At 73.5% G+C, this 24,410-nt stretch carries 20 protein-coding genes; 14 read left to right on the forward strand and 6 right to left on the reverse strand.

The annotated features are described in order from the left end of the window. Positions 1-99 precede the first annotated feature (99 nt). From ACZ6WH_RS26690 to ACZ6WH_RS26705, 4 genes are all read left to right on the forward strand, one after another. Complete coding sequence (locus ACZ6WH_RS26690; RefSeq protein ID WP_432855567.1) at positions 100-1,623, forward strand: flavin-containing monooxygenase; 1,524 nt, start codon at positions 100-102, stop codon at positions 1,621-1,623. After that, positions 1,620-2,612 (forward strand): alpha/beta fold hydrolase, encoded by a 993-nt coding sequence (locus tag ACZ6WH_RS26695; protein ID WP_469731217.1) that lies wholly within the window; start codon positions 1,620-1,622, stop codon positions 2,610-2,612. Before ACZ6WH_RS26690 ends, ACZ6WH_RS26695 begins: the two co-directional genes overlap by 4 nt. Continuing rightward, positions 2,609-3,490: an SDR family oxidoreductase gene (locus tag ACZ6WH_RS26700; RefSeq protein ID WP_469731219.1), complete on the forward strand. Its 882-nt coding sequence runs from the start codon at positions 2,609-2,611 to the stop codon at positions 3,488-3,490. Before ACZ6WH_RS26695 ends, ACZ6WH_RS26700 begins: the two co-directional genes overlap by 4 nt. Positions 3,491-3,601: 111 nt before the next feature. Then, the gene (locus tag ACZ6WH_RS26705; RefSeq protein WP_432855560.1) at positions 3,602-3,745 is read left to right on the forward strand and encodes a hypothetical protein; all 144 of its coding nucleotides are present in this window, start codon (positions 3,602-3,604) and stop codon (positions 3,743-3,745) included. 78 nt (positions 3,746-3,823) lie between these two features. On the opposite strand, the gene ACZ6WH_RS26710 is transcribed toward ACZ6WH_RS26705, so the two are convergent. Continuing rightward, entirely contained in the window at positions 3,824-7,099 is a 3,276-nt protein-coding gene (locus ACZ6WH_RS26710) for a S41 family peptidase (RefSeq protein WP_469731402.1), read from the reverse strand. 490 nt (positions 7,100-7,589) lie between these two features. Here ACZ6WH_RS26710 and ACZ6WH_RS26715 point away from each other — a divergent pair, with 490 nt between their 5' ends. The 4 genes from ACZ6WH_RS26715 to ACZ6WH_RS26730 all read left to right on the forward strand — a co-directional run bounded on the left by ACZ6WH_RS26715 (position 7,590) and on the right by ACZ6WH_RS26730 (position 11,634). Then, positions 7,590-8,762 carry an energy-coupling factor ABC transporter permease gene (locus tag ACZ6WH_RS26715; RefSeq protein ID WP_469731221.1) on the forward strand — a complete coding sequence of 391 codons (1,173 nt, stop codon included), beginning with the start codon at positions 7,590-7,592 and terminating at the stop codon, positions 8,760-8,762. A gap of 1 nt (position 8,763) precedes the next feature. Next, positions 8,764-9,525, forward strand: coding sequence for a cobalt ECF transporter T component CbiQ (gene cbiQ / locus ACZ6WH_RS26720; protein ID WP_432855555.1), 762 nt, complete (start codon positions 8,764-8,766; stop codon positions 9,523-9,525). Further along, on the forward strand, positions 9,513-10,298 hold the full coding sequence (locus tag ACZ6WH_RS26725) for an energy-coupling factor ABC transporter ATP-binding protein (protein WP_469731223.1): 786 nt from the start codon (positions 9,513-9,515) through the stop codon (positions 10,296-10,298). The genes cbiQ and ACZ6WH_RS26725 overlap by 13 nt, the downstream gene beginning before the upstream one ends. Before the next feature lie 121 nt (positions 10,299-10,419). Beyond that, positions 10,420-11,634 carry a serine hydrolase domain-containing protein gene (locus ACZ6WH_RS26730; protein WP_469731225.1) on the forward strand — a complete coding sequence of 405 codons (1,215 nt, stop codon included), beginning with the start codon at positions 10,420-10,422 and terminating at the stop codon, positions 11,632-11,634. An 84-nt stretch (positions 11,635-11,718) separates the two neighbouring features. Here the strand turns inward: ACZ6WH_RS26730 and ACZ6WH_RS26735 are convergent, their stop codons facing one another. The 5 genes from ACZ6WH_RS26735 to ACZ6WH_RS26755 all read right to left on the reverse strand — a co-directional run bounded on the left by ACZ6WH_RS26735 (position 11,719) and on the right by ACZ6WH_RS26755 (position 18,475). Beyond that, entirely contained in the window at positions 11,719-12,570 is an 852-nt protein-coding gene (locus ACZ6WH_RS26735; protein WP_469731228.1) for an EamA family transporter, read from the reverse strand. After that, complete coding sequence (locus ACZ6WH_RS26740) at positions 12,567-13,052, reverse strand: YbaK/EbsC family protein (RefSeq protein ID WP_469731230.1); 486 nt, start codon at positions 13,050-13,052, stop codon at positions 12,567-12,569. Before ACZ6WH_RS26740 ends, ACZ6WH_RS26735 begins: the two co-directional genes overlap by 4 nt. A gap of 103 nt (positions 13,053-13,155) precedes the next feature. Continuing rightward, positions 13,156-14,814, reverse strand: coding sequence for a penicillin-binding transpeptidase domain-containing protein (locus ACZ6WH_RS26745; RefSeq protein WP_432855540.1), 1,659 nt, complete (start codon positions 14,812-14,814; stop codon positions 13,156-13,158). A 315-nt stretch (positions 14,815-15,129) separates the two neighbouring features. Continuing rightward, positions 15,130-16,059 carry a hypothetical protein gene (locus tag ACZ6WH_RS26750; RefSeq protein ID WP_469731232.1) on the reverse strand — a complete coding sequence of 310 codons (930 nt, stop codon included), beginning with the start codon at positions 16,057-16,059 and terminating at the stop codon, positions 15,130-15,132. A gap of 658 nt (positions 16,060-16,717) precedes the next feature. After that, a complete protein-coding gene (locus ACZ6WH_RS26755) occupies positions 16,718-18,475 on the reverse strand; it encodes a dolichyl-phosphate-mannose--protein mannosyltransferase (RefSeq protein WP_469731234.1) in 1,758 nt (585 codons plus the stop codon). Positions 18,476-18,560: 85 nt separating this feature from the next. Here ACZ6WH_RS26755 and rsmI point away from each other — a divergent pair, with 85 nt between their 5' ends. The 6 genes from rsmI to ACZ6WH_RS26785 all read left to right on the forward strand — a co-directional run bounded on the left by rsmI (position 18,561) and on the right by ACZ6WH_RS26785 (position 24,407). Beyond that, positions 18,561-19,430, forward strand: coding sequence for a 16S rRNA (cytidine(1402)-2'-O)-methyltransferase (gene rsmI / locus ACZ6WH_RS26760; protein WP_361558719.1), 870 nt, complete (start codon positions 18,561-18,563; stop codon positions 19,428-19,430). A gap of 174 nt (positions 19,431-19,604) precedes the next feature. Then, the gene (locus tag ACZ6WH_RS26765) at positions 19,605-20,036 is read left to right on the forward strand and encodes a hypothetical protein (protein WP_469731236.1); all 432 of its coding nucleotides are present in this window, start codon (positions 19,605-19,607) and stop codon (positions 20,034-20,036) included. Between the two features lie 46 nt (positions 20,037-20,082). After that, positions 20,083-20,952, forward strand: a complete 870-nt coding sequence (locus tag ACZ6WH_RS26770; protein ID WP_432855530.1) for a TatD family hydrolase — start codon at positions 20,083-20,085, stop codon at positions 20,950-20,952. A 103-nt stretch (positions 20,953-21,055) separates the two neighbouring features. Then, positions 21,056-22,612, forward strand: a complete 1,557-nt coding sequence (locus ACZ6WH_RS26775; protein ID WP_469731239.1) for a ubiquitin-like domain-containing protein — start codon at positions 21,056-21,058, stop codon at positions 22,610-22,612. Next, on the forward strand, positions 22,609-23,490 hold the full coding sequence (gene rsmA / locus ACZ6WH_RS26780) for a 16S rRNA (adenine(1518)-N(6)/adenine(1519)-N(6))-dimethyltransferase RsmA (protein WP_432855524.1): 882 nt from the start codon (positions 22,609-22,611) through the stop codon (positions 23,488-23,490). Before ACZ6WH_RS26775 ends, rsmA begins: the two co-directional genes overlap by 4 nt. Further along, entirely contained in the window at positions 23,487-24,407 is a 921-nt protein-coding gene (locus ACZ6WH_RS26785; RefSeq protein ID WP_469731241.1) for a 4-(cytidine 5'-diphospho)-2-C-methyl-D-erythritol kinase, read from the forward strand. Before rsmA ends, ACZ6WH_RS26785 begins: the two co-directional genes overlap by 4 nt. Positions 24,408-24,410 lie beyond the last annotated feature (3 nt).

Raw genomic sequence — 24,410 nt, forward strand, 5'->3', positions numbered from 1 at the left:
CCCCTACCGCTCGGTACGGAGCTGTCCTACTCTCCGACTGTGCCAGTGATTACTGGCGCGGTTCGGAGCGGTCGACGGTACGGACACAGGAGGCGCGGCATGGCCGAGCGCGAGCACGAGCACGTACGGGTGGTGGTGATCGGATCGGGGTTCGGCGGCCTGGGGGCCGCCGTCCGGCTGCGCCGCCAGGGGATCACCGACTTCGTCGTCCTGGAACGCGCCGACTCGGTCGGCGGCACCTGGCGCGACAACAGCTACCCGGGCTGCGCCTGCGACGTGCCCTCGCATCTGTACTCGTTCTCCTTCGCGCCCAACCCGGAGTGGCCGCGGAACTTCTCCGGGCAGCCGCACATACGGGCGTACCTGGAGCGGGTCACCGACACCTTCGGGCTGCGGCCGCACCTCCGCTTCAACGCGGAGGTCAGGAGTGCGCGGTGGAACACCGAGCGGCTGTACTGGGAGGTCGAGACGGCGCGGGGCACGCTCACCGCCGACATGGTGGTGTCGGCCACCGGGCCACTCTCCGACCCGCAGATCCCCGACGTCCCCGGGCTCGACGGCTTCGAGGGCAAGGTCTTCCACTCGGCGCGCTGGGACCACGACTACGACCTGCGCGGCAAGCGGGTCGCGATGATCGGTACGGGCGCCTCGGCGATCCAGATCGTGCCCGCGATCCAGCCGACCGTGGACCGGCTGACCGTCTTCCAGCGGACGCCCCCGTGGGTCATGCCGCGCGCCGACCGGAAGATCACGCGGGCCGAGCACTGGCTGCACACCAAGGTGCCCGCCACCCGCGCGCTCCGCCGCCAGTTGCTGTGGGGCATCCGCGAGCTCCAGGTCTCCGCGTTCACCAAGCGGCCCAAGGAGCTGGGCGTGGTCCAGGCGCTGGCCAAGGCGCACATGCACCGGGCGGTCAAGGACCCCGCGCTGCGCGCCAGGCTCACCCCCGACTACACCATCGGCTGCAAGCGCATCCTGCTGTCCAACAGCTACTACCCGGCGCTCGCCGAGCCGAATGTGGACGTCGTGGCCTCCGGCCTGAAGGAGGTGCGCGGAAACACCCTGGTCGCCGCGGACGGCACCGAGACCGAGGTCGACGCGATCATCTTCGGCACCGGCTTCCACGTGACCGACATGCCCATCGCCGCGCGGGTGACCGGCGCCCACGGCACCACCCTCGCCGAGGAGTGGAAGGACGGCATGGAGGCGCTGCGCGGCGGCAGCGCGGCCGGCTTCCCCAACTTCCTGACCATCATCGGGCCCAACACCGGCCTCGGGAACAGCTCGATGATCCTCATGATCGAGTCCCAGCTGAACTACATGGTCGACTACCTGCGCCAGCTCGACCTGCTGGGCGACCGGACAGCCCTGGACGCCCGCCCCTCCGCGGTGCACGCCTGGTCCGCCGCCGTCCAGAAGCGCATGGAGCGCACCGTCTGGAGCACCGGCGGCTGCGACAGCTGGTACCTGGACGCCAACGGCCGCAACACCACCGTCTGGCCCGGCACCACCTCCGAGTTCCGCAAGGTCACCCGCCGGGTCGACCTCGCCGAGTACGAGGTGCTGCGCGCGCCTGCGCAGCACGACACATCCGCCGAGCAGACCGTGGAGGCCGTCGCATGAGCCGCCCGCCGTACGTCACCACCGGGCGCTACGCCCCGCCCGCCGCCCGCCGCGAGCTGACGGTCACCTCCACCGACGGCTCCCGGCTGCACGCCGAGGTGCACGGCCCCGAGGGCGCGCCGGCCGTGGTCCTGGCCCACGGCTGGACCTGCTCCACCGCCTTCTGGGCCCCGGTCGTCCGCGAACTGGCCGTCGACCACAAGGTCGTCGTCTACGACCAGCGCGGGCACGGCCGCAGCCCGGCGGCGGGCCCCGGCGGCTACAGCACCGACGCGCTCGCCGACGACCTCGAAGCGGTACTGGCCGCCGCGCTGGAGCCCGGCGAGAGAGCCGTACTGGCCGGGCACTCCATGGGCGGCATGACCGCGATGGCCGCGGCCCGCCGCACCGGCATGCGCGAGCGTGCCGCCGCCGTCCTGCTGTGCAGCACCGGCGCCGCCGACCTCGCGGCGGAGGCCATGGTCATCCCGCTGCGTTCGCCCGGCGCGCGCCGCTTCGCCCACCGCGCGGTCCTCGGCTCGCGCGCCCCGCTGGGCCCCGTCACGGCGCCCGGCAAGCGCGTCCTGAAGTACGCCACGATGGGCCCGGCCGCCACCCCCGAGCAGATCGAGGCGTGCGCCCGCATCGTGCACGCCTGCCCTTCCGGGGTGCGCGCCCGGTGGGGAAAGGTGCTCGCCGGCCTGGAGCTGACCGGCGAGGTGGCCCGGCTGGAGGTGCCCACCGCGATCGTGGCGGGCACGGCCGACCGGCTCACCCCGATCGTCCTCGCCCGCCGGCTGGCCTCCGTACTGCCCAACTGCCTGGGCCTGACCGAGCTGCCGGGCCTGGGCCACATGACGCCCATCGAGGCGCCGGACGCGGTCGCGGACCGCATCCGCGAGCTCGTCCGGGACCACCTGACCGCGGCCGCCCCCGAGCCGGCCGCGGTCGCCCCGAAGCAGAAGACGAAGGCGCGGCGCGCCGGGGAAGCGAAGGAGAAGTCGGCATGAGCGGACGCAGGACCCTGGAGGGCCAGGTCGTCGTCGTCACCGGTGCGGCACGCGGCGTCGGCGAGCTGCTGGCACGCAAGCTGTCGGCGCGCGGCGCCAAGCTCGCGCTGGTCGGCCTGGAGCCGGACGAGCTGAAGAAGGTCGCGGTCTCCCTGCACGGCGAGGCGGCCCACTGGCACGCCGACGTCACCGACCACGAGGCGCTCGCCCGGATCGCGCAGGAGGTGAAGGCGCACTTCGGCAAGGTCGACGCGGTGGTGGCCAACGCGGGCGTCGCCACCGGCGGCCCGTTCGTCGACTCCGACCCGGTCGCCTGGCGGCGGGTGATCGAGGTGAACCTCATCGGCGGCGCCGTCACCGGGCGGGCCTTCCTGCCCGTCCTGATGGAGTCCCGCGGCTACTTCCTGCAGATCGCCTCGCTCGCCGCGATCACCCCGGCGCCGATGATGACCGCGTACTGCGCGTCCAAGTCGGGCGTCGAGGCGTTCGCGCACAGCCTGCGCGCCGAGGTCGGCCACAAGGGCGTCAAGGTCGGTGTCGGCTACCTGAGCTGGACCGACACCGACATGGTGCGCGGCGCCGACCAGGACGACGTGATGCGCGAGCTGCGCCAGCGGCTGCCCTGGCCGTCGAACAAGACGTACCCGCTCGGCCCGGCGGTCGACCGGATCGTGGCGGGCATCGAGCGCCGCTCCGCGCACGTCTACGGCCAGTGGTGGCTGCGCGGGATGCAGTCGATCCGCGGCTACCTGCCCGGGATCATCGGCTCGGTCGGGCAGCGCGAGATGAAGCGCTTCGGCGACCGGCTGGAGGGCATGAAGATCGGGCTGGTGGGCGCGGGCGGCGCGGCGGACGAGACCGCGCGGTCCGAGCGGTAGTCCGCGCGGCGGGGCGGAGCACCCCACAGAGCGTGATGTCCGAAATGCTCTCTATGTACGCATATGGCACCCTGGGGTGAGTTCTGTCGTCACCCCACGGGAGTACACGTCATGGGCCTCATAGACCAGTTCCGGGCCAAGCAGCGCGAGCTCGACGAGCGGGCGCGCGCTGCGGGCGAGAAAGAGGTGCCGGAACGGCCTCCGGAGGCGGCGACCCGGCCGCGCACCGCCGCCGAGGAGGGCATGGAGGCCTGAGGCGCGATCGGTGACAGGTGAGGGGCGCATCCGAAGCGGATGCGCCCCTCACCTGTTGCCTGCCGGCCGTTGCCGCGGTCAGCCGTCGGCGCGCGGCGGCAGCGCCGGCCGCCGGTTGTCGGGGACGTCGGCCAGCCCCGGCGGGTCCGTCGCCGGGTGCCGCTCCAGCAGCTCCAGCGCCGTACGGACGGCGACGCCCAGCTGCGGGTTGCGGCCCTCGGCCCACTGGAGCGGCGAGCGCAGCGCCTGGATGTCCGCCTCCACGCCGTGGTTCTCCACGTCCCAGCCGTACGCATCGAACCACGCGGCGTTCATCGGGACGGTGATGGAGGTGCCGTCGCCGAGGCGGTGCCGGCCGGTCATCCCGACCACCCCGCCCCAGGTGCGCAGGCCCACCACGGGGCCGATGCCCTGGAGCTTGAAGGCCGCGATGATCATGTCGCCGTCGGAGGAGGTCATCTCGTCGGCGACCGCCACGACCGGGCCGCGCGGCGCGTTCGACACGTACGTCACCGGCTGCGCGTCCCGGGTCAGGTCCCAGCCCACGATCGTGCGGGTCAGCTTCTCGATGACCAGCTCGGAGATGTTGCCGCCCGCGTTGCCCCGCACGTCCACGATGAGCGCGGGCCGGGAGACCTCCATCCGCAGGTCGCGGTTGAACTGCGCCCAGCCGGACCCGCCCATGTCGGGGATGTGCAGATAGCCGCACCGGCCGCCGCTCAGCTCGCGGACCACGTCGCGGCGCTTGGCCACCCAGTCCTGGTACCGCAGCGGCCGCTCGTCGATCAGCGGTACGACGGCCACCCGGCGGGCCGGGCCGTCGCCCTCGGCGGGCGAGAAGGTCAGCTCGACGGTGGTGCCGCCGGCCGCGGCGAGCAGCGGGAACGGGCCGCCGACCGGGTCGACCGGGCGGCCGTCGATGTGGGTGAGCGCCGAGCCCTCGCGGATGCCCGTACCGGCCAGCGGGGAGCGGGCCTTGGAGTCGGAGGAGTCGCCGGGCAGGATGCGCTTGAGGATCCAGCGGCCGTCGCGGCAGACGAAGTTGGCGCCGAGCAGGCCGATCGCGCGCTGGTAGTGCGGCGGGCCTTCGTTGCGGCGGGCGCCGGTGACGTACGCGTGCGAGGTGCCCAGCTCGCCCAGCACCTCGCGGAGCAGGTCGGCGAACTCGTCGGGGGAGGCGACCCGTTCGACCATCGGGCGGTACTGGTCCAGGACGCCGGCCCAGTCGATGCCGCACATGCCCGGGTCCCAGAAGTAGGCGCGGACGATCCGGCCCGCCTCGTCGAACGCCTGCCGCCACTCCGCCGCCGGGTCCACGTCGTGCAGGATGCGCCGCAGGTCCAGGAAGACCGTGGAGTCGGCGTCCGGGGTCTCGATCGCGGGCACCGACCGCAGGTCGCCCTCGTCGTTGATCACCAGACGGGTGCCGTCGCCGCTGAGCGCGTACGAGTCCAGCGAGCTGGTCAGCTCCGTACGTTTGGCCTTGACCAGGTCGAAGTGTTCCAGCGTCGGCTGCCCGGAGGTGTTGTCGGGGTTGGCGAAGGTCTCGCCCAGCGCCCCGGAGATCGGCCAGCGCAGCCAGACCAGCCCGCCGCCCGCCACCGGCGCGAGCGCGGAGTACTTCGAGGCGGCGACCGGGAACGGCGTCACCCGGCTGGCCAGCCCCTCGACCTCCACCAGCACCATGCCCTCGGCCGCCGTGTCCACCGGGTCCAGGCCGCCCGCCGCGGGCCGGCCCTCGGGGGAGAGCGCGAAGGGCGAGGGGGTGGCCGAGGAGAGCGGGACCAGGTACGGGCGGCAGCCCAGCGGGAAGGACAGGTCGCCGGTGTGCACGTCGTAGACCGGGTCGAAGCCGCGCCAGGACAGGAAGGCGAGGTACCGGCCGTCGCGGGTGAAGACCGGCTGCTCGTCCTCGAAGCGCCCGTTGGTGACGTCCACGACGGGCCCGTCGCCCAGTTTGGCGATCTTGATCTGCCGCAGCGACCGGCCGATGCCCGGATGCGACCAGGTCAGCCACTTCGAATCGGGCGCGAACGCCAGGTCGCGCACCGGGCCGTTCTCCGAGCGCACCAGCTCGGTGACCTCGCCGTCGCCCTCCTCGGAGGCATCCACCAGGAGCAGCCGACCGTCGTTGGCGGCCACCGCCAGCCGCTCGCCGTCCGGGGACGCGACCAGTTCGTGCACCCGGCCGAGCCGGCCGGCGGCGAGCCGCCGGGGCTCGCCCGGCCCTGACGCCTTGGGCAGGTCGGCGATCTCGATGGCGTCCTCGCCCACCACGTCCGTGACGTACGCGATGCGGCCGGTGTCGCCCAGCATCTCCGGCAGCCGGACCCGTACGCCCGGGGCGTCGTGGATGGTGCGCGCCGGTCCGTCGCGGTGCGTGAGCCAGTACAGGCTGCCGCGCACCCCGACCGCGCTCGCCCGGCCGGTGGCGTCCACCGCGAGGGAGGTGACGTTGGCGGCCGCCGGCACCTGGTGCGTACGGCGGCCCGTGCGCGGCCCGCCGAGCCGGACCGGCAGCCTGCGCGGCACGGCCCCCGGGCTCAGGTCCTCCACCAGCCACAGCTCGCCCGCGCACTGATAGACGATCCGCTCGCCGTCGCTGGCGGCGTGCCGGGCGTAGAAGTCCGCGTGATCGGTGTGGCGGCGCAGGTCCGTGCCGTCCGGGAGGCAGGAGTAGACGTTGCCGACGCCCTCGTGGTCGGAGAGGAAGGCGATACGGCCGCCCACGAACATCGGCGAGTCCAGATGGCCGTCGACCTCCGGCACCAGCTGCGTGCCGTGCAGCCACAGCCGCCCCGTCGCGCCGCCTCTGTACCGCTTCCACGACGCGGGCTCGTGTGGCGGAGTGCCGCTGAGCAGCAGCGTCTGCCGCTCGCCCGCGAGGTCGGCGACCGCGATGTTCGACACCGGGCCCCACGGCAGCCGGCCGCCCGGGCTGCCGTCCGTGGGCAGGCTGTACGCCCAGGAGTAGTACGAGAACGGCTGGCCGTGCGAGGACACCGCGAGGATGTCGCCGTCCGGCGTCCAGCCGCACACCCGGGCGTCCACGCTGCCCCAGAACGACAGCCGGCGGGCCGGGCCGCCCTCGGCCGGGACGACGTACACCTCCGGATCCAGGCTGCGCCACGTCGTGAAGGCGATCTCGCCGCCGTCGGGGGAGAAGCGCGGGTGGCTCACGCGGGTACGGTCCACCGTCAGCCGCCAGGCGCGGGGCGGCTCGGCGTCCTCGGGCACCACCGGGGCCACCCACAGGTCGTCCTCGGCCGCGAAGCACACCGTGTCCCCGTGAATATGGGGAAAGCGGAGGTAGGAACCGCCGGTGGAACCTCCGTCCGGCTTGACGGGCCGCAGGCGGCCACGGGCCGGTGCGGCGGCGGACTGCGTCTCCGAGGGCGGCTCGACGGCCTCCTGTGCGTCGCTCACCCGTCCATCGTTTCGGCCCGGACAGGCCGCGGCAACTCGACTTGCGTATCTCATCCCAAGGGATGACAGCGAGTGGAGCCTTGCCCCACGGTTCCCTCCGGGCGCACGCCGGAGCTCATGCGGCGGTGCGCTCCTGCGCGCACTCGCCCGCCTTCTCGTCGTCCCGCCGGGCGGTCGTGGTGGCCGATGTCATACCGCGGCACCGCCAGGGTCCGGCTGACGGTTTCGGACCGCCTCGGCTTCGCGGAATCGCTCGTAGTTGCCACCTTTTGCCCGTGTACGGGGGAGGCGCACGGGAGTGCGGGGAGGGGTGGCGACCACTCCGAACGGGCAGTTCCGCGGTAAGAGCGCTCTTGCACATGATTTGCAGTACGACCACCATGAGTGGGTTACCGGCCACGAGCGGAGATTCCCAGCCATGCATGTCCCCGACGGATTCATCGACGCACCGGTCTCGGTGGCCACCGGCGTGGTCGCCGCTGCCGCCGTCGCGGTCAGCCTGCGCGGCGCCCGCCGCGAGCTGGGCGGTGACGGCCTCGGCGGCGAGCGCACCGCGCCGCTCGCGGGCCTGGTCGCCGCGTTCATCTTCGCCGTCCAGATGCTGAACTTCCCCGTCGCCGCCGGCACCAGCGGCCACCTCCTCGGCGGGGCACTGGCGGCGATACTCGTCGGCCCCTTCACGGGGGTCCTCTGCGTCTCCGTCGTCCTCCTCATGCAGGGCGTCCTCTTCGCCGACGGCGGCCTCACCGCGCTCGGCGTCAACATCACCGACATGGCCATCGTCACCACGGTCGTCGCGTACGCCGTCTTCCGCGGCCTGGTGAAGGTCCTGCCGCGCAAGCGCCGCTCCCTCACCGTCGCGAGCTTCGTCGCGGCCCTGCTCTCCGTCCCGGCCGCGGCCCTCGCCTTCACCCTGATCTACGCGCTCGGCGGCACCGCCGACGTCTCCACGGGCAAGGTGCTGACCGCCATGGTCGGCGTGCACGTCCTCATCGGCATCGGCGAGGCCGCCATCACCGCGCTCACCGTCGGCGCGGTCATCGCCGTACGCCCCGACCTCGTGTACGGCGCCCGCGGCCTCAGCAAGCCGCTCGAACTGAAGGTGACCCCCGTCGCCGCCCCGGCGGCCCCGGGCGCGCCCCGTACCGAGCCCGCCGTGACCGCCCCCGCCGCCGAGCCCGCCCCCGTCGCCGCGTCCGAGGCCGCCCCCGCGGACCCGGCCCAGCCGCAGACGGCCACGCCGGCACCCGCGCCCCGTTCCACCAAGCGCGTCTGGCTCGCGGGCGTCGCCGCCGCCCTGGTCTGCGCCGGCGGCATCAGCTACTACGCCTCCGCCAGCCCCGACGGCCTGGAGAAGGTCGCCCACGACAAGGGCATCGACCGGCACGAGGAGGACCACGCGGCCAAGGACTCCCCGCTCGCCGACTACAGCGTCAAGGACATCACCGACGCCCGGCTCTCCGGCGGCCTGGCCGGCGTGATCGGCGTCGGCGCGACCCTGGCCGTCGGCAGCGGTGTCTTCCTCGTCGTACGCCGCCGCCGGGACACGGCCCCGGCCGCCACCGACGAGCGCGCCCCCGAGCAGGTCTGACGTGGGTGCCGGACACGCGCACAAGCTCTACCGGGACGGGCACTCGCCCGTGCACGCGCTCCCCGCGCACTGCAAGATCGCGGCCGTCTTCGCCTTCGTCCTGATCGTCGTCTCCACCCCGCGCGAGGCGGTCTGGGCCTTCGGCCTGTACGCGGTGCTCCTCGCGGCGGTCACGGCGGCGGCCCGGGTGCCGGCCGGCTTCGTCCTCAAGCGGCTGCTCATCGAGGTCCCGTTCGTGGCCTTCGCGCTCCTGATGCCCTTCGTGGCCGAGGGCCCGCGCGTGCACGCGCTCGGCATGTCGCTCAGCGAGTCCGGCCTGTGGGGCGCCTGGAACATCCTGGCCAAGGGCACCCTCGGCGTCGCCGCCTCCGTACTGCTGGCGTCCACCACCGAACTCCGCGCGCTCCTCCTCGGCCTCCAGCGCCTGAAGATGCCGCCGCTGCTGGTCCAGATCGCGTCCTTCATGATCCGGTACGGCGACGTGATCACCGACGAGATGCGCCGGATGCGCATCGCCCGCGTCTCGCGCGGCTTCGAAGCGCGCGGCGTCCGCCACTGGGGCGTGCTCGCCAAGTCCGCCGGCGCCCTCTTCATCCGCTCCTACGAGCGCGGCGAGCGGGTCCACCTCGCGATGGTCAGCCGCGGCTACACCGGCACCATGCCGGTCACCGACGAGGTGACCGCCGGCCGCGCCCAGTGGACCTCCGCCGCCGCGCTCCCGCTCGCCGCACTCACCGTCTGCCTGCTGGGATGGACGCTATGACCCCGCACCACCGCACCCCCGACGCCGCCCCCTCCCTGGAGGTCTCCGGGCTCGCGTACGCCTACCCCGACGGCCACCAGGCCCTCTTCGGCGTCGACCTGACCGTGGCCCGCGGCGAGCGGGTGGCCCTGCTCGGCCCGAACGGCGCCGGCAAGACCACCCTCGTCCTCCACCTCAACGGCATCCTCGAAGCGGGCGCCGGCTCCGTCGCCGTCGCCGGCCTCCCCGTGGCCAAGCGCCACCTCGCCGAGATTCGCCGCCGCGTCGGCATCGTCTTCCAGGACCCCGACGACCAGCTGTTCATGCCCACCGTCCGCGAGGACGTCGCGTTCGGCCCGGCCGCTGCCGGGCTGCGCGGCGCGGAACTGGACGAGCGGGTCACGGAGGCGCTCGACCGCGTCGGCATGGCCGGCTTCGCCGACCGCCCGCCGCACCACCTCTCCTTCGGGCAGCGCCGCCGGGTCGCGGTCGCCACGGTCCTCGCCATGCGCCCCGAGATCCTCGTACTGGACGAGCCCTCGTCCAACCTCGACCCGGCCTCCCGCCGTGAACTCGCCGACGTGCTGCGGTCCCTGGACGTCACCGTCCTGATGGTCACGCACGACCTCCCGTACGCGCTGGAGCTGTGTCCCCGCTCGGTCGTCCTCTCCGGCGGCGTCATCGCGGCGGACGGCCGCACCCAGGACCTGCTCTGCGACGCCGAGCTGATGGCCACGCACCGGCTCGAACTGCCCTTCGGTTTCGATCCCCGATCGGTGACCGCGCCCGTGTGACGGTTCCCGTTTCCCCCTGTGACCCTCCCCACGGCCAGTGGGTTCCTGGTCATCAGCACTGATCGGCGCGTTGCACCATGGATGGGTCACAAACGCGACGGATGAGTGGGAAGCGGGAACAGTGGTGGACGTCCACGGCACGGTCGAGGCCGGCTACGAGCCGGTCCGCGATGCCTTCGCGGCGAACTTCGCGCGGCGCGGCGAGCGGGGGGCGGCCGTCGCCGCCTACCGGCACGGGCGCAAGGTCGTGGATCTGTGGGCGGGCGACCGCGACGGCACCGCCGCTGCCGAGGGTGCCGCGGGCGTCGAGGGTGCCGAGGGCTCCGGGACGCCCTGGGAAGAGGGCACCGCGCAGGTCGTCCGGTCCGCGACCAAGGGCGTCGCCGCCGTCGTACCGCTCCTCCTCCACCAGCGCGGCCAGCTGGACCTGGACGCGCCGGTGGGCACGTACTGGCCCGAGTACAAGGCCGCGGGCAAGGAGCGCACGCTCGTCCGCCACCTGCTCTCGCACCGGGCCGGGGTGCCCGTCCTGGACACCCCGCTCACCCCCGCCGAGGCCGTCGACGGCGTCAGCGGCCCGGCCGCGGTCGCCGCGCAGGCGCCCGCGTGGGAGCCGGGCACGGACCACGGCTACCACGCCCAGACGTTCAGCTGGCTCCTCGCCGAGCTGGTGCTGCGGGTCACCGGCCGTTCGATCGGCACGTTCGTGGCCGAGGAGATAGCCGGGCCGCTCGGCCTGGACCTGTGGATCGGCCTCCCCGAGACGGAGGCGGCACGCGGCCGGGCCGGCCGGCTCGCCGAGATCACCCCGCCGCCGGCCCCCGAGGGGGCGGGCCTGAAGGTACGGCCCAAGCGGGCCGTGGCCGAGGCGTACGAGGACCCCACGTCGCCCACCCGCCGGGCCTTCGCGGCGATCACGCCGCACGCCGACGAGAACGACCCGGCCTTCCGGGCGGCCGAGCTGCCCGGCTCCAACGGCATCGCGACGGCCCGCTCGCTGGCCCGCCTGTACGCGGCGCTCATCGGCCCGGTGGACGGCCATCCGCGCCTTTTCGCCCCCGCCACGCTGACGCTGGCCCGCACGGAGGAGTCCGCGGGCCCGGACCGCACGCTCGTCGCCGCCTCCCGCTTCGGCCTCGGCTACATGCTGCACGGCCCCGCCGCCCCGCTGCTGGCACCCGGCTCCTTCGGCCACCCCGGCCGTGGCGGCGCCCTCGCCTTCGCGGACCCGGAATCCGGTACGTCCTTCGGCTACGTCACCAACGGCATGCAGAAGAACGTCACGGCCGACCCGCGGGCCCAGGCGCTGGTCCGCGCGCTCCGCACGGCCGTCTGAGGACGGTCACGGGCCCCCGAAGCGGCGGGCCGCCGGCGCCGCAGCGCCGCCGCCCCCGTCCCCACCGGCGTACTCGTGGCCCGGCTAGCTCGTGTGGAGCATCAGGCCGATGCCGACCACCATCAGGCCCGCCGCGGCGATGCGCGGCGCGCCGAAGCGTTCCTTCAGGAAGATGGCGCCGATCGCGGCGCCGACGATGATCGAGGACTCGCGGAGCGCCGCGATGGGCGCGAGCGGTGCGCGGGTCTGGGCCCACAGCACCAGGCCGTACGCGAGCACGGACAGCACACCGCCGAGCAGCCCGCGGGCCGCGAACGGACGCAGCTCGGCGAAGAGCGCGCGGCGCCGGGTGGCCAGCGCGTACGCCGGGATCGCGATGCCCTCCAGGAGCATCAGCCAGCCGATGTAGCCGAGCGGGGTGCCGGACTCGCGGACGCCCACCCCGTCGACCGTCGTGTACGAGGCGATGGCCAGGCCCGTGGCGACGGAGGCGATGATCGCGGGCCAGTGCGGCCGCGTACCGGAGCCGCGGATGCCCCACAGCGCTACGCCCAGGAGACCGGCGGAGGCCACGGCGACGCCGGTCAGCGCCCAGGCGTCGGGCAGCTCGCCGACGAAGACGGCGGCGAGGACGGTGACCACGAGGGGCGCGGTGCCGCGCGCGATCGGATACATCTGCCCGAAGTCGCCGAGGCGGAAGGACCGCATGAGCAGCGCCTGGTAGACGACGTGCAGCAGTGCGGAGGCGAGGAGCAGCGGCCAGGAGCCGGCGGCGGGCAGCGGGGAGACCGCGGCGAGCACCACGCCGCACACGGCGCCGCCGGTGCCGACGAGGGTGAAGGCGAGGAGCTGGTCGCGTATGCCGTGGGCGATCGCGTTCCAGCCGGCGTGGGTGACGGCGGCGGTCAGGACGGCGGCGACGACGAGCGGGGTCACGGGGTGTGCTCGCGGACGTCCACGACGCGGCCGCCCGCGTGCTCGATCAGCGACTTGGGGTCGAGCGGGAAGACGGTGTGCGGGGTGCCGGCCGCTGCCCACACCGTGCCGTGCGCCAGCAGCCCCCGGTCGGCGAGGACGGTGGTACGGGTGCGGTGCCCGAAGGGCGGTACACCGCCGATGGCGTACCCGGTGGTCTCGCGGACGACCGCGGCGTCAGCCCGTCCAACGTGCTGCGCGCCCAGCTCGGCGCGGACCTTCTCCATGTCCACGCGGGAGGAGCCGTCCACCAGGACCAGGACCGGCACCCCGTCCGCCGCGAAGACCAGCGACTTGACGATCTCGGCGGGCTCGCAGCCGACGGCGGCAGCGGCCTGTGCCGCCGTGCGGGTCGCGTCGGGGAAGCGGCGTACCGCGACTTCCAGGCCCAGCTCGCGCAGCGCCTCGGCGAACAGGGGATGAGCGTCGGCAGAAGTACTCATGCCCCGCACGCTAGCGAAAGCTGTACGGGCCATGCGACCGGGAAAAGGGGGCGGTCCGCAATGCGGACCGCCCCCTTCCGGAGGTGCTGCGAAGCCGGGGCCGTCAGCCCTGGTCGAGGATGGCGCGGACGACCGGTCCTGCGTTGTCGCCGCCGTGACCGCTGGCGGGGACGACGGCGGAGGCAGCGAGGTCGCCGTTGTAGGCGGTGAACCAGGCGTTCGGCTTCTTCTGGTTGTCGACCTCGGCCGAGCCCGTCTTGGCGCCGATGTCACCGCTGAGGCCGGACATCGCCTTGGCGCCGGTGCCGGACGTGGCGGTCAGCTTCATCAGGTACTTCAGCGCGGACGCGGTCTCCGGCTTCATGTTCCGGGAGGCCTTGGCCAGCGACCGGTGGTCGAGGTCCGGGGAGACGATGTACGGCTGGTGGAAGCTGCCGGACTGGACGGTGGCCGCGATGGAGGCGACGTTGAGCGGGTTCATGCGGACCCCGCCCTGGCCGATGAGCGAGGCGGCCATCTGCGCGTCGCTCTGCACCGGGACGTTGCCGTCGAAGCTGGGGATGCCGGTGTTCCAGGTCTGGCCGAGGCCGAAGACGTCCCGGGCCTGCTTGGTCAGGTCGTCGTCGCTGAGCTTCTTGGCCATCGAGATGAAGGCGTTGTTGCAGGAAGCGGCGAAGCTCTGCGCGAAGGTGCCGTTCTTGATCTCGGTCTTGTTGAGGTTCTGGAACTTCCAGCCGCCGTACGTCACGTACTTCGGGCACGGGTGGTTCTTGTTCGGCGAGGTCAGGCCCTTGTCGATGAGCATCGACGAGGTGACGACCTTCATCGTGGAGCCCGGCGCGAGCGAGCCCTGCGTGGCGACGTTGAAGCCCTTGGTGGGCGAGTTGGCGATGGCCAGGATCTCGCCGGTGCTGGGCTTGACCGCGACCGCCGAGGCCTTGCTCTTCCCGGCGACGGCCTTCTGCGCGGCGGCCTGCACCTTGGCGTCCAGGGTGGTCTTCAGCGTGCCGGGGGTGCCCTTGGAGAGGACCTTCAGGGTCTGGTCCGGCTTCTGCGTGGCCTTGTTGTCGCTCTTGGCGCGCTGGATGAAGAACTCCACGCCCGGGGTGCCGCCGGCCTTGTCGCCGTACTTGGTGCGCAGGCTGTCCAGGACGCCGGCCAGCTCCGGGTTGGTCTCCTTGGAGATCTCCTTGCCGTTGCGGTCCACGGCCTTGATGGGCGGCGCCTCGCCCGCGCCCGTACGCAGCGTGTCGCCCTCGGACAGGCCGGGGTGCACGAGCGTGGGCTGCCAGCCGACCACCGGCTTGCCGGTGGACTTGTCCCGCTCGACGGTCAGCGAGGTGTTGTAGGAGACGGCGGCCCGCTGCCCCTTGTACGCGATCTGCCCGGCCACCTCGTACGGCACCGTGTCACCCTTACGAGCGCCCGGCGTGAGCGTCACCTTGGTGAAGTGGGCCTGCTCGCTGACGCCCTTCAGCGCGGTGGCGGCCGCCTCGGCGTCGTCGGTGTACTTCGCGGCCTTCGCCGCGTCGCCCGACTGCCAGGCGTCCAGGAAGCCGCTCGCGGCGGTCTTCACCTCCTGCGCGGACAGCGGCCCGGTCTTCACCGACTGCTCGCCGTCCCCCGACTTGCCGTCCGCCGCCATGACTTCCTGCTGCGGGGCCTCGTCACCGGAACTTCCCATCAGGGTGTACCCGCCGACGCCTCCCGCGACGAGGGCGATCGCCCCGCCGATCAGCCCGTACCTCACCTCGCGGCGCATGACTTACGTTCCCCTCCCGAAGAAGCCTGGTCGTCCTTGGGACACGCACACAAGAACGTGCAGCGCACTCTATGGGACACGCGGTATTGGAGTGACCCTCGCGCATCTCGTTCCGGCATCGGTCCGGTGACACTCAGTCGATGCGGCGGTCACGGAAAAGTCACATCCGGTACGCCTGAATCCGCCCCGCAACCACCCCGGCCAGCGGCGCCACCGCATCGACCCCGCGGCGCGCCCCCGGCGGCCGGTAGCCCTGTGTATCCGGCCGGAAGTGAATGAACTCCCTCACACGTGGCCGGACACCCGCCAGGCCTGTTACCTTGCCCCGCCTTCCGTGACGCCGGGATGCAGTTCGATGCGGACGGAGTCGTCGTCCTTGATCACGTACGTCGGATCGGTGTCGCGGTCGAAGCCCATCGGGATCAGGTAGTAGCGGTCGTGGCGCTCCACGAGGAGGCGCAGCCCCGTGTAGCGGTACCGGTAGTGCTTGCTCTTTCCGAGATCCACGGGCGCGTCCAGACCGGGCGGCCCGGTCATGCTCAGCAGCTCGGTGCTGAACACCACGACGGGCACGCGCCGCGCCACCCCGGCGGCGTCCGCCTCCGCGTCCGCCTGCCCCATGCGCCCGGCCGCCAGAGCGATCAGCCACATCCCGAAGATCCCCGCGACCGCGAGCGGAATCGCCCGGTGCCGGACCGGCTTCGCCGTGCCCGGCCCCGGCGCGGCGGCCGCGGTCTGCCCCATCAGCAGCCCGCACATCACCATCAGGGGGGCGACCCAGGTGTGCGGTTGAAGAAGGCGCCAGAAGAACAGCAGGGCAATTCCGAGGGCGACGAGGACGAGATGCCCTTTCGCGAGGAGGGCCCCGGACCGCCGCATGGTGCGGAGGACGACGGCGGGCACGCCCAGTGTGGTCAGGAATTCCGGGAGTCGGGGCAGAAAGGCGACAAGTGCCAGCGCCGTGAGCACGGGCAGGGTCATCAGGCGCAGGCTCGTCACGGCCAATTCCAGCGCGTCGAATCCGACGGCGAACGTGTCGATGTGGAAGTAGCCGTAGTACGAGGCGTTGTGCATGAGTCCCGCGTAGAGCATCAGGGCGAGGAAAAGGGAACTGGCGCCCAGCGCCGTGTTCGCGAACTCGATGCCGCGGCCGGCGGGGGCGGTGGCAGCGGCAGCGGGAGGAGCGGTGTCGTCCGGAACCGGGGTCGGCTCCGACCCCGGCTCCGGAGCCGCGTCGTCGGTCATCGCACCGTTCAGGGCCGCGTGGGCCCCGGAGCCGGCGCGGCCGTGTCCGGCGTGACCGTCGGGCACTTCGTCGCCGGCGCGGAGGCCTGCTCGCAGCGGCGCGGGGCCGGGGTGGACGGCACGGGCGGAACGATGCCGAGGGAGGGGTTCTGACCCCCTGGGGCGGGAGGGGATTCATGGGATCCCTGCACCGAGGACGGGCGAACGCCCGGATCGGCCGTCTCTCCCGGGGTCCGGTCCGCGTTTCCCGGATCGCGCTCCGCACTGTGGCCAGGCCGCGACACCGGTGGAATGTCCGTCTCCCCACCCCCGGGCGGCGCACTGGGCGGCGCCTGGGTGTCCCTGGGGCCCTGTGAGTGGCCGGGCGGACCGGGCGGCGTCTCCACGCCTCCGCCCGGCTGATTCCCGCACCCCGCGACACAGATGACCCATACGGCAGCGGAGGATGTGAGCATCCTCCTGAGGATCTTCCGTCCCGGTGCGCGCACGACATTCCCCGTTCCCTTGCCCTGCGACTGCGTTCCAGCAAGGCACGGTGATTCGGAGCGCGGCAACCCGGTCGGGAAAAGCCCCCGCCACAAGGGCACCGCCGACGTACCCGTGACTCACGGAAGTGCCCGCCCCCGCTACGGCAGATGCACCGCACCCAGCTGGACGGCTAGACCCAGGTGTCGAACCACATCCGCCCCTGCCACGCGGACTTGGGGATCGGGAGGCCCGTGTAGACCGGGTAGAAGTAGATGAAGTTCCAGACGATCAGCAGGACCAGGATGCCGGCGGCGACGATGCCGACTGCTCGGCGGCGTTCGCCGGTGAGGAGGATGCCGGGTTCCGTGGTGGGTTCGGTGGGGCGGCCGATGAGGGCGCCGAGCGTCATGGCCAGGGCCAGGCAGAGGAACGGGACGAAGACGACGGCGTAGAAGAGGAAGATCGTGCGTTCCTGGTAGAGGAACCAGGGGAGGTAGCCCGCCGCGATGCCGCAGGCGATGGCGCCGGCCCGCCAGTCGCGCTTGAACAGCCAGCGGTAGAGGACGTACAGCAGCGCGAAGCAGCCGGCCCACCACAGGAGCGGGGTGCCGAGCGCGAGGACCTCGCGGGCGCAGCCCTCGGCGGCCGTGCAGCCGTCCTGCCCGGCCTTCGGGTCCTCGTAGAAGTAGGAGACCGGGCGGCCGAGGACCAGCCAGCTCCAGGGGTTGGACTGGTAGGTGTGGGTGGACGTCAGGTGGGTGTGGAACTCGTAGACCTCGTGCTGGTAGTGCCACAGGCTGCGCAGCCAGTCGGGCAGCCAGGTCCAGCCGCCGGCGCGGCCCTCGGGGCTGGTGGCCCAGTCGCGGTAGTAGCCGCCCTTGGTGGCGATCCAGCCGGTCCAGGAGGCGAGGTAGGTGGCCGCCGCGAGGACCACGGTGGAGAGGAAGGCGGGGACGACGTCGCGGCGGAGGGCGGAGCGGTACGGGTGGCGGGCGCCTGCCGTGCGGCGGGCGCCGGCGTCCCAGAGGACCGACATCAGGGCGAAGGCGGCGAGGAAGTACAGGCCGTTCCACTTGGTGGCGGCGGAGAGGCCGAGGCAGAGGCCGGCGGCCAGGCGCCAGGGGCGCCACCCCAGGCCCAGCCGGTCGCCGATCCGTTCGTCGGGGCGGGCCAGTCCGTCCTCACCGACGGGCAGCGCGGCGGCGAGCCGGGCGCGGGTGCGGTCCCGGTCGACCAGGAGGCAGCCGAACGCGGCCACGACCCAGAACATGACGATCAGGTCGAGGAGCGCGGTACGGCTCATGACGAAGTGCAGGCCGTCCACGGCGAGCAGCAGGCCCGCCAGGCAGCCCAGGGCGGTGGAGCGCAGCAGGCGGCGGCCGATGCGGCAGATCATCAGCACCGAGAGGGTGCCGAGCAGGGCCGTCATGAAGCGCCAGCCGAACGGGTTCATGCCGAAGGCCCACTCGCCCAGCGCGATCAGCCACTTCCCGAGCGGCGGATGGACGACGTAGGAGTGCTCGGGGCTCAGCAGGATGCGTGACGGGTCGCCGACCAGCGCGTCGTTGGCGCTCTTGGCCCAGGTCCCCTCGTAGCCGTACTGGAGCAGGGACCAGGCGTCCTTGGGGTAGTACGTCTCGTCGAATATCACCTTGTCCGGGCTGCCCAGGCGCCAGAAGCGCAGGATGCCGGCGAGGAGGGCGACGAGCAGGGGCAGTCCCCAGGCGGCGAGGCGGGCCGCGCGGGGGGAGACCTGCGGGGTGGGGAAGGGTGCGAGCAGCCGGGTGCGTACGTCCCGCTCCGCGCGTGCGGTGTAGCCGAAGCGGCGCAGCCGCCGCAGCCAGGCGGTCGGCGCCAGGACGCCGCCGTGGGGCGCCCGCGCGGCGGCCGCCGGGGGCCGGCCGCGGTCGTCGGCGCGCCGGTCGTTGGTCGCGGTGTCACTCGTCACCGGGCCATCGTAGGGAAGCGCCCTGTGAGAGGCCCGTCTCTCCGCGCGGCGGGAAGGATGCCGGCGGGCCTGAAAGGATGGGGCCGTGACTGGAACGCTCGTACTCGCAGGGACCCCCATCGGCGACACCGAGGACGCTCCGCCGCGGCTGGCCGCCGAGCTGCTCGCCGCCGACGTGATCGCGGCCGAGGACACCCGCAGGCTGCGCCGGCTGACGACCGCGCTCGGCGTGCACACCACGGGCCGGGTGGTGTCGTACTTCGAGGGGAACGAGTCGGCGCGCACCCCGGAGCTGGCCGAGGCGCTCGAAGGCGGGGCGCGGGTGCTGCTGGTCACCGACGCGGGCATGCCCTCCGTCTCCGACCCCGGCTACCGGCTGGTGGCCGCGGCCGTCGACCGCGGCGTGAAGGTGACGGCCGTGCCGGGCCCGTCGGCCGTGCTCACCGCGCTGGCGGTCTCCGGACTTCCGGTGGACCGTTTCTGCTTCGAGGGCTTCCTGCCGCGGAAGGCGGGGGAGCGGACGGGGCGGCTGAAGGAGGTCGCCGCCGAGCGCCGCACGCTCGTGTACTTCGAGGCGCCGCACCGGCTGGCCGACGCGCTCGCCGCCATGGCGGAGGTCTTCGGCCCGGACCGGCGCGGCGCCGTCTGCCGCGAGCTGACGAAGACGTACGAGGAGGTGCGCCGGGGGCCGCTCGGAGAGCTGGCGGAGTGGGCGGCCGAGGGCGTGCGCGGCGAGATCACGATCGTGGTGGAGGGGGCGCCCGAGCCGAGTCCGGGGGACGTGGGGCCGGAGGAGCTGGTGCGCCGGGTGCGGGTCCGTGAGGAGGCCGGCGAGCGGCGCAAGGAGGCCATCGCCGGGGTCGCGGCCGAGGCGGGGGTACCCAAGCGGGAGGTCTTCGACGCGGTCGTGGCGGCAAAGAACGCGGAGCGTGGTGACTCTCGCGCGGGTAAATGACGGGTCTGGAAGGTAAAGCGGAGGTCGGCCCTGCGAGGACTTTTTCCTCGGCCCGCCCAAATCTGGGCCAACAGGGAGAACCTTTGCTGCATCGCAGCTCGGAAAGGCGTCCACTGGAGGTGGGACGTTCCGTCCCGAGAGCGAGAGCTTGTCCGGCGGACAAGAGGAGCTGCGATGACTGAACCTGTGGGAACCACGAGCGGGACACGGCACACGACCCGCACCGAACCCTCCGCGCACGAGGCCTACTCCTTCGCCTGCATGAAATGCGGGCACGGCTGGGAGCAGGCCTACGACATCGAGCACCACGTGGACGTGTCCGGTGAGCCGCGCGTCGTCTACTACGCCGACGGCGAGCGGGTCCCCTCGCCGCTGACCAGGCCCACCTGCCGCCAGTGCGGCGGGCACATAGTCCGGATCATGCGGGCCGGTCAGGTTTCCATGGTCTCGGCGGCCGCCGAGCGCCTCTACGCGCCGCGCAAGCCGCAGCCCACGACCGGCCAGGGCGGCGACCCCGGCGACTCCGGTGACGGCGCGCGGGAGCGGCGCGGCCACCACCACTGGCACCTGTCCGACCTGCTGCACCCGTTCCAGCACCGCAGGTGAGGGCCTGAGCCGCGGCGGGGGCCCGCACCCCTCGTAGGATCGCGGCATGAGCTCCAAGGACGCACCGCCGCCGCTGCCCGAACCGCTCGGGGTCTCCGTGGCGGACTCGCACACCCACCTCGACATGCAGAACGGCACCGTCGAGGAAGCACTCACCAAGGCCGCGGCCGTCGGCGTGACGACGGTGGTCCAGGTGGGCTGCGACGTGAACGGCTCGCGCTGGGCCGCGGAGACCGCCGCCGCGTACGACGCGGTGCACGCGGCGGTGGCGCTGCATCCGAACGAGGCGCCGCGGATCGTGCTGGGCGACCCCGACGGATGGTCGCGGCAGGGGGCCAGGGAGCCGGGCGGTGACGCGGCGCTGGACGAGGCGCTCGCGGAGATCGACCGGCTCGCCGCGCTGCCGCACGTCCTCGGCGTCGGCGAGACCGGCCTGGACCATTTCCGCACCGGCCCGGAGGGCATGGCCGCGCAGGAGCGTTCCTTCCGTGCGCACATCGAGATCGCCAAGCGGCACGGCAAGGCCCTGGTCATCCACGACCGCGAGGCCCACGACGACGTGCTGCGGGTGCTGCGCGAGGAGGGCGCGCCCGAGCGGACCGTCTTCCACTGCTACTCCGGCGACGCCGAGATGGCGAAGGTGTGCGCCGAGGCCGGCTACTTCATGTCCTTCGCCGGCAACGTGACCTTCAAGAACGCGCAGCCGTTGCGGGACGCGCTGGCCGTGGCCCCGCCGGAGCTGGTGCTCGTCGAGACTGACGCCCCGTTCCTGACGCCCGCGCCCTACCGCGGTCGGCCTAACGCGCCGTACCTCATTCCGGTCACGCTCCGGGCCATGGCCGAGGTGACGGGCATGGGCGAGGACGCGCTGGCCACGGCCGTCGCGGCCAACACCGCCCGGGCTTTCGGGTACTGAGGCGGCGCCGGACACCACGTTCCGTAGTCGCGCGACTTTGGGGAGTGATCCCCCTCTCCGCTACATTCCGGCCCGTCAACCGGTCCCGGGCACGTGGAGCGTCGTGAGTCATTCGCAGCGATACGGATACGCCCCGGCGTACGAGCCGCAGGCGTATCCGCCGGGGGACCACGAGACCCAGGAGTACGGGCCGTACGGGCCGCCCGACGAGGCGCAGGTGTACGACACGTACGCGGCGGTGCGCGCGGCCCGGTCGTACGACGGGTACGAGAGCCACGCCCCGTACGAGGTCCACGAGCCGTCCGGGGTCCACGAGCGGTACGACGTGCACGAGCCGTACGAGGCGCACCCGGCGCCGTCGTACGCGGCCCGGTCGTACGCACCCACGACGCAGACGCAGTCGTACGCACCCGCCGCGCAGTCGTACGCACCGGAGCAGCCGGACCCGGCGGCGGCCGAGCCGCCGTCGTACGACCGGCTCCCGGCCATCGGCGGCCTGGCCGGGAGCCGGACCGCGGGACGCGCCGCCGCCCGGCGCGCGGCCCGCAGGAAGCGGTTCGCCGACCGCCCCGACGGGCTGCTCAGGCTGGTCCCGCAGGCGCTGGTCGTGGCGTTCCTCGCCGGCGGCACCACCGCCTTCGTCGCGCACGACAAGGCGGTCCGGCTCAGCGTCGACGGCGACCCGCGGCGGCTGCACACCTTCGCCGGGGACGTCGGCGAGCTGCTGGCCTCCGAAGGCGTGCCGGTCGGCCCGCACGACATTGTCGCGCCCGGCGCCGACGCCCCGCTGACCAGCGGCGACGAGGTGGCGGTGCGCTACGGCCGGCCCGTCGTGCTCACCCTGGACGGCCACCGCCGCCGGGTGTGGACCACGGCCACCACCGTCGAGGGCGCGCTGCGCCAGCTCGGCGTGCGCGCCGAAGGGGCCTACCTCTCCGCTTCGCGCTCGCGGCCCATCGCCCGGCACGGCATGGAGCTGGCCGTCCGCACCGAGCGCACGGTGACCTTCATGGCCGACGGCCGCGCCCGGTCGGTGCGGACCAACGCCGCCACCGTGCGTGCCGCGCTCGACCAGGCCGGCATCCGGCTGCGCGGCGAGGACACCGCCTCCGTACCGCTCGACAGCTTCCCCCGCGAGGGCCAGACGATCTCGGTGCTGCGCGTGACCGGCTCCCGGGAGGTCCGGGACGAGGCGATCGACTTCCAGACGCAGCGCGTCGACGACCCCACGCTCTTCAAGGGCACCGAGTCGGTGGTCCAGCCCGGCCGGCCCGGGGTGCGCCGGGTCACGTACCAGCTGCGCACCGTCAACGGGGTCCGGCAGCGGCCGCGGCTGCTGCGCCAGGAGGTGCTGCGCCCGTCGCGCCCCGAGGTCGTGCACGTGGGCACCGCGGCCGTGCCCTCCGGTGTGGCCGGCGCCGACCACCTGAACTGGCAGGGGCTCGCCCAGTGCGAGACGGGCGGCCGGCCCGACGCGGTCGACGCCTCGGGCACGTACGGCGGGCTGTACCAGTTCGACCGGCCCACCTGGCACTCGCTCGGCGGGAGCGGCGCCCCGCAGGACGCGCCTCCCGAGGAGCAGACGTACCGGGCCAAGAAGCTGTACGTCAGCCGGGGGGCGAGCCCGTGGCCGGTGTGCGGCCGTAAGCTTCACCAGTGACCAACAGCAGCACCGATGATCCCGGCCCGCTCCTGGGCCCCGCCGACATCCGCGAACTGGCCGCGACGCTCGGCGTGCGCCCCACCAAGCAGAAGGGCCAGAACTTCGTCATCGACGCCAACACCGTCCGCCGGATCGTGCGGACGGCCGACGTGCGCCCCGACGACGTGGTCGTCGAGGTCGGTCCGGGCCTCGGCTCGCTGACCCTGGCGCTGCTGGAGGCCGCGGACCGGGTCACGGCAGTGGAGATCGACGACGTGCTGGCGGCCGCGCTGCCCGCGACGGTCGAGGCGCGGATGCCGGAGCGCGCCGACCGCTTCGCGCTCGTCCACTCCGACGCGATGAAGGTCACCGAGCTGCCGGGCCCGCCGCCCACCGCGCTCGTCGCCAACCTCCCGTACAACGTCGCGGTCCCCGTCCTCCTGCACATGATGGCCACCTTCCCGACCATCGAGCGCACCCTCGTGATGGTCCAGTCCGAGGTCGCCGACCGGCTGGCGGCCCGCCCCGGCAACAAGGTCTACGGCGTCCCGTCGGTCAAGGCGAACTGGTACGCCGAGGTCAAGCGGGCCGGGGCCATCGGCCGCAACGTCTTCTGGCCCGCGCCCAACGTCGACTCCGGGCTGGTCTCCCTCGTCCGCCGCGACAAGCCGCTGGAGACCACCGCGAGCCGGGACCAGGTCTTCGCCGCGGTGGACGCCGCCTTCGCCCAGCGCCGCAAGACGCTGCGCTCCGCGCTCGCCGGCTGGGCGGGCTCGGCCGCCGCCGCCGAGGCCGCGCTGGTCGCGGCGGGCGTCTCGCCGCAGGCCCGCGGGGAGGCGCTGACCGTCGAAGAGTTCGCCCGCATCGCCGAGCACAAGGAAGCCGCAGCCCAGTGACCGCGCCCCGCACCGCTCCCGAGCCCGTCACCGTCCGCGTCCCCGCGAAGGTCAACGTCCAGCTGGCCGTCGGCGCGGCGCGTGCCGACGGCTTCCACGACCTCGCCAACGTCTTCCTCGCCGTCGGCCTGTACGACGAGGTCACCGCGGCACCCGCCGACACCCTCACGGTCACCTGCGCGGGGCCGGACGCGGACCAGGTCCCGCTGGACCGTACGAACCTCGCCGCGCGCGCCGCCGAGCTGCTGGCCGCCCGGCACGGCATCGAGCCCCGCGTCCACCTGCACATCGCCAAGGACATCCCGGTCGCGGGCGGCATGGCGGGCGGCAGCGCGGACGGCGCGGGCGCGCTGCTCGCCTGCGACGCCCTGTGGGGGACCGGCGCGAGCCGCGCCGAACTGCTCGACATCTGCGCCGAGCTGGGCAGCGACGTACCGTTCAGCCTGGTCGGCGGGGCCGCGCTGGGTACGGGGCGCGGCGAGAAGCTGGCGCCGCTGGAGGTGGGCGGCGCCTTCCACTGGGTGTTCGCCGCCGCGGACGGCGGGCTGTCCACGCCCGCGGTCTACCGCGAGTTCGACCGGCTGACCGAGGGCAGCGACGTACCGGCACCCGAGGCGTCCCCGGCCCTGCTGGAGGCGCTGCGCACGGGCGACGCCGCGGCGCTGGCCAAGTCGCTCTCCAACGACCTCCAGCCCGCCGCCCTGTCGCTCTTCCCCTCGCTCGCCGCGACGCTGGAGGCGGGCACCGACGCGGGCGCCCTGGCGGCCCTGGTCTCCGGCTCGGGCCCGACCACGGCCTTCCTCACCGCCGACCGCGCGACCGCGGAGCGGGTCGCCGAGGCGCTCCTGGCATCCGGCACCTGCCGGTCGGCGCGCGTCGCGGACAGCCCGGCCCCGGGCGCGACGGTCATCGGCTGACCG

The sequence above is a fragment of the Streptomyces sp. NPDC050806 genome, assembly GCF_055586425.1.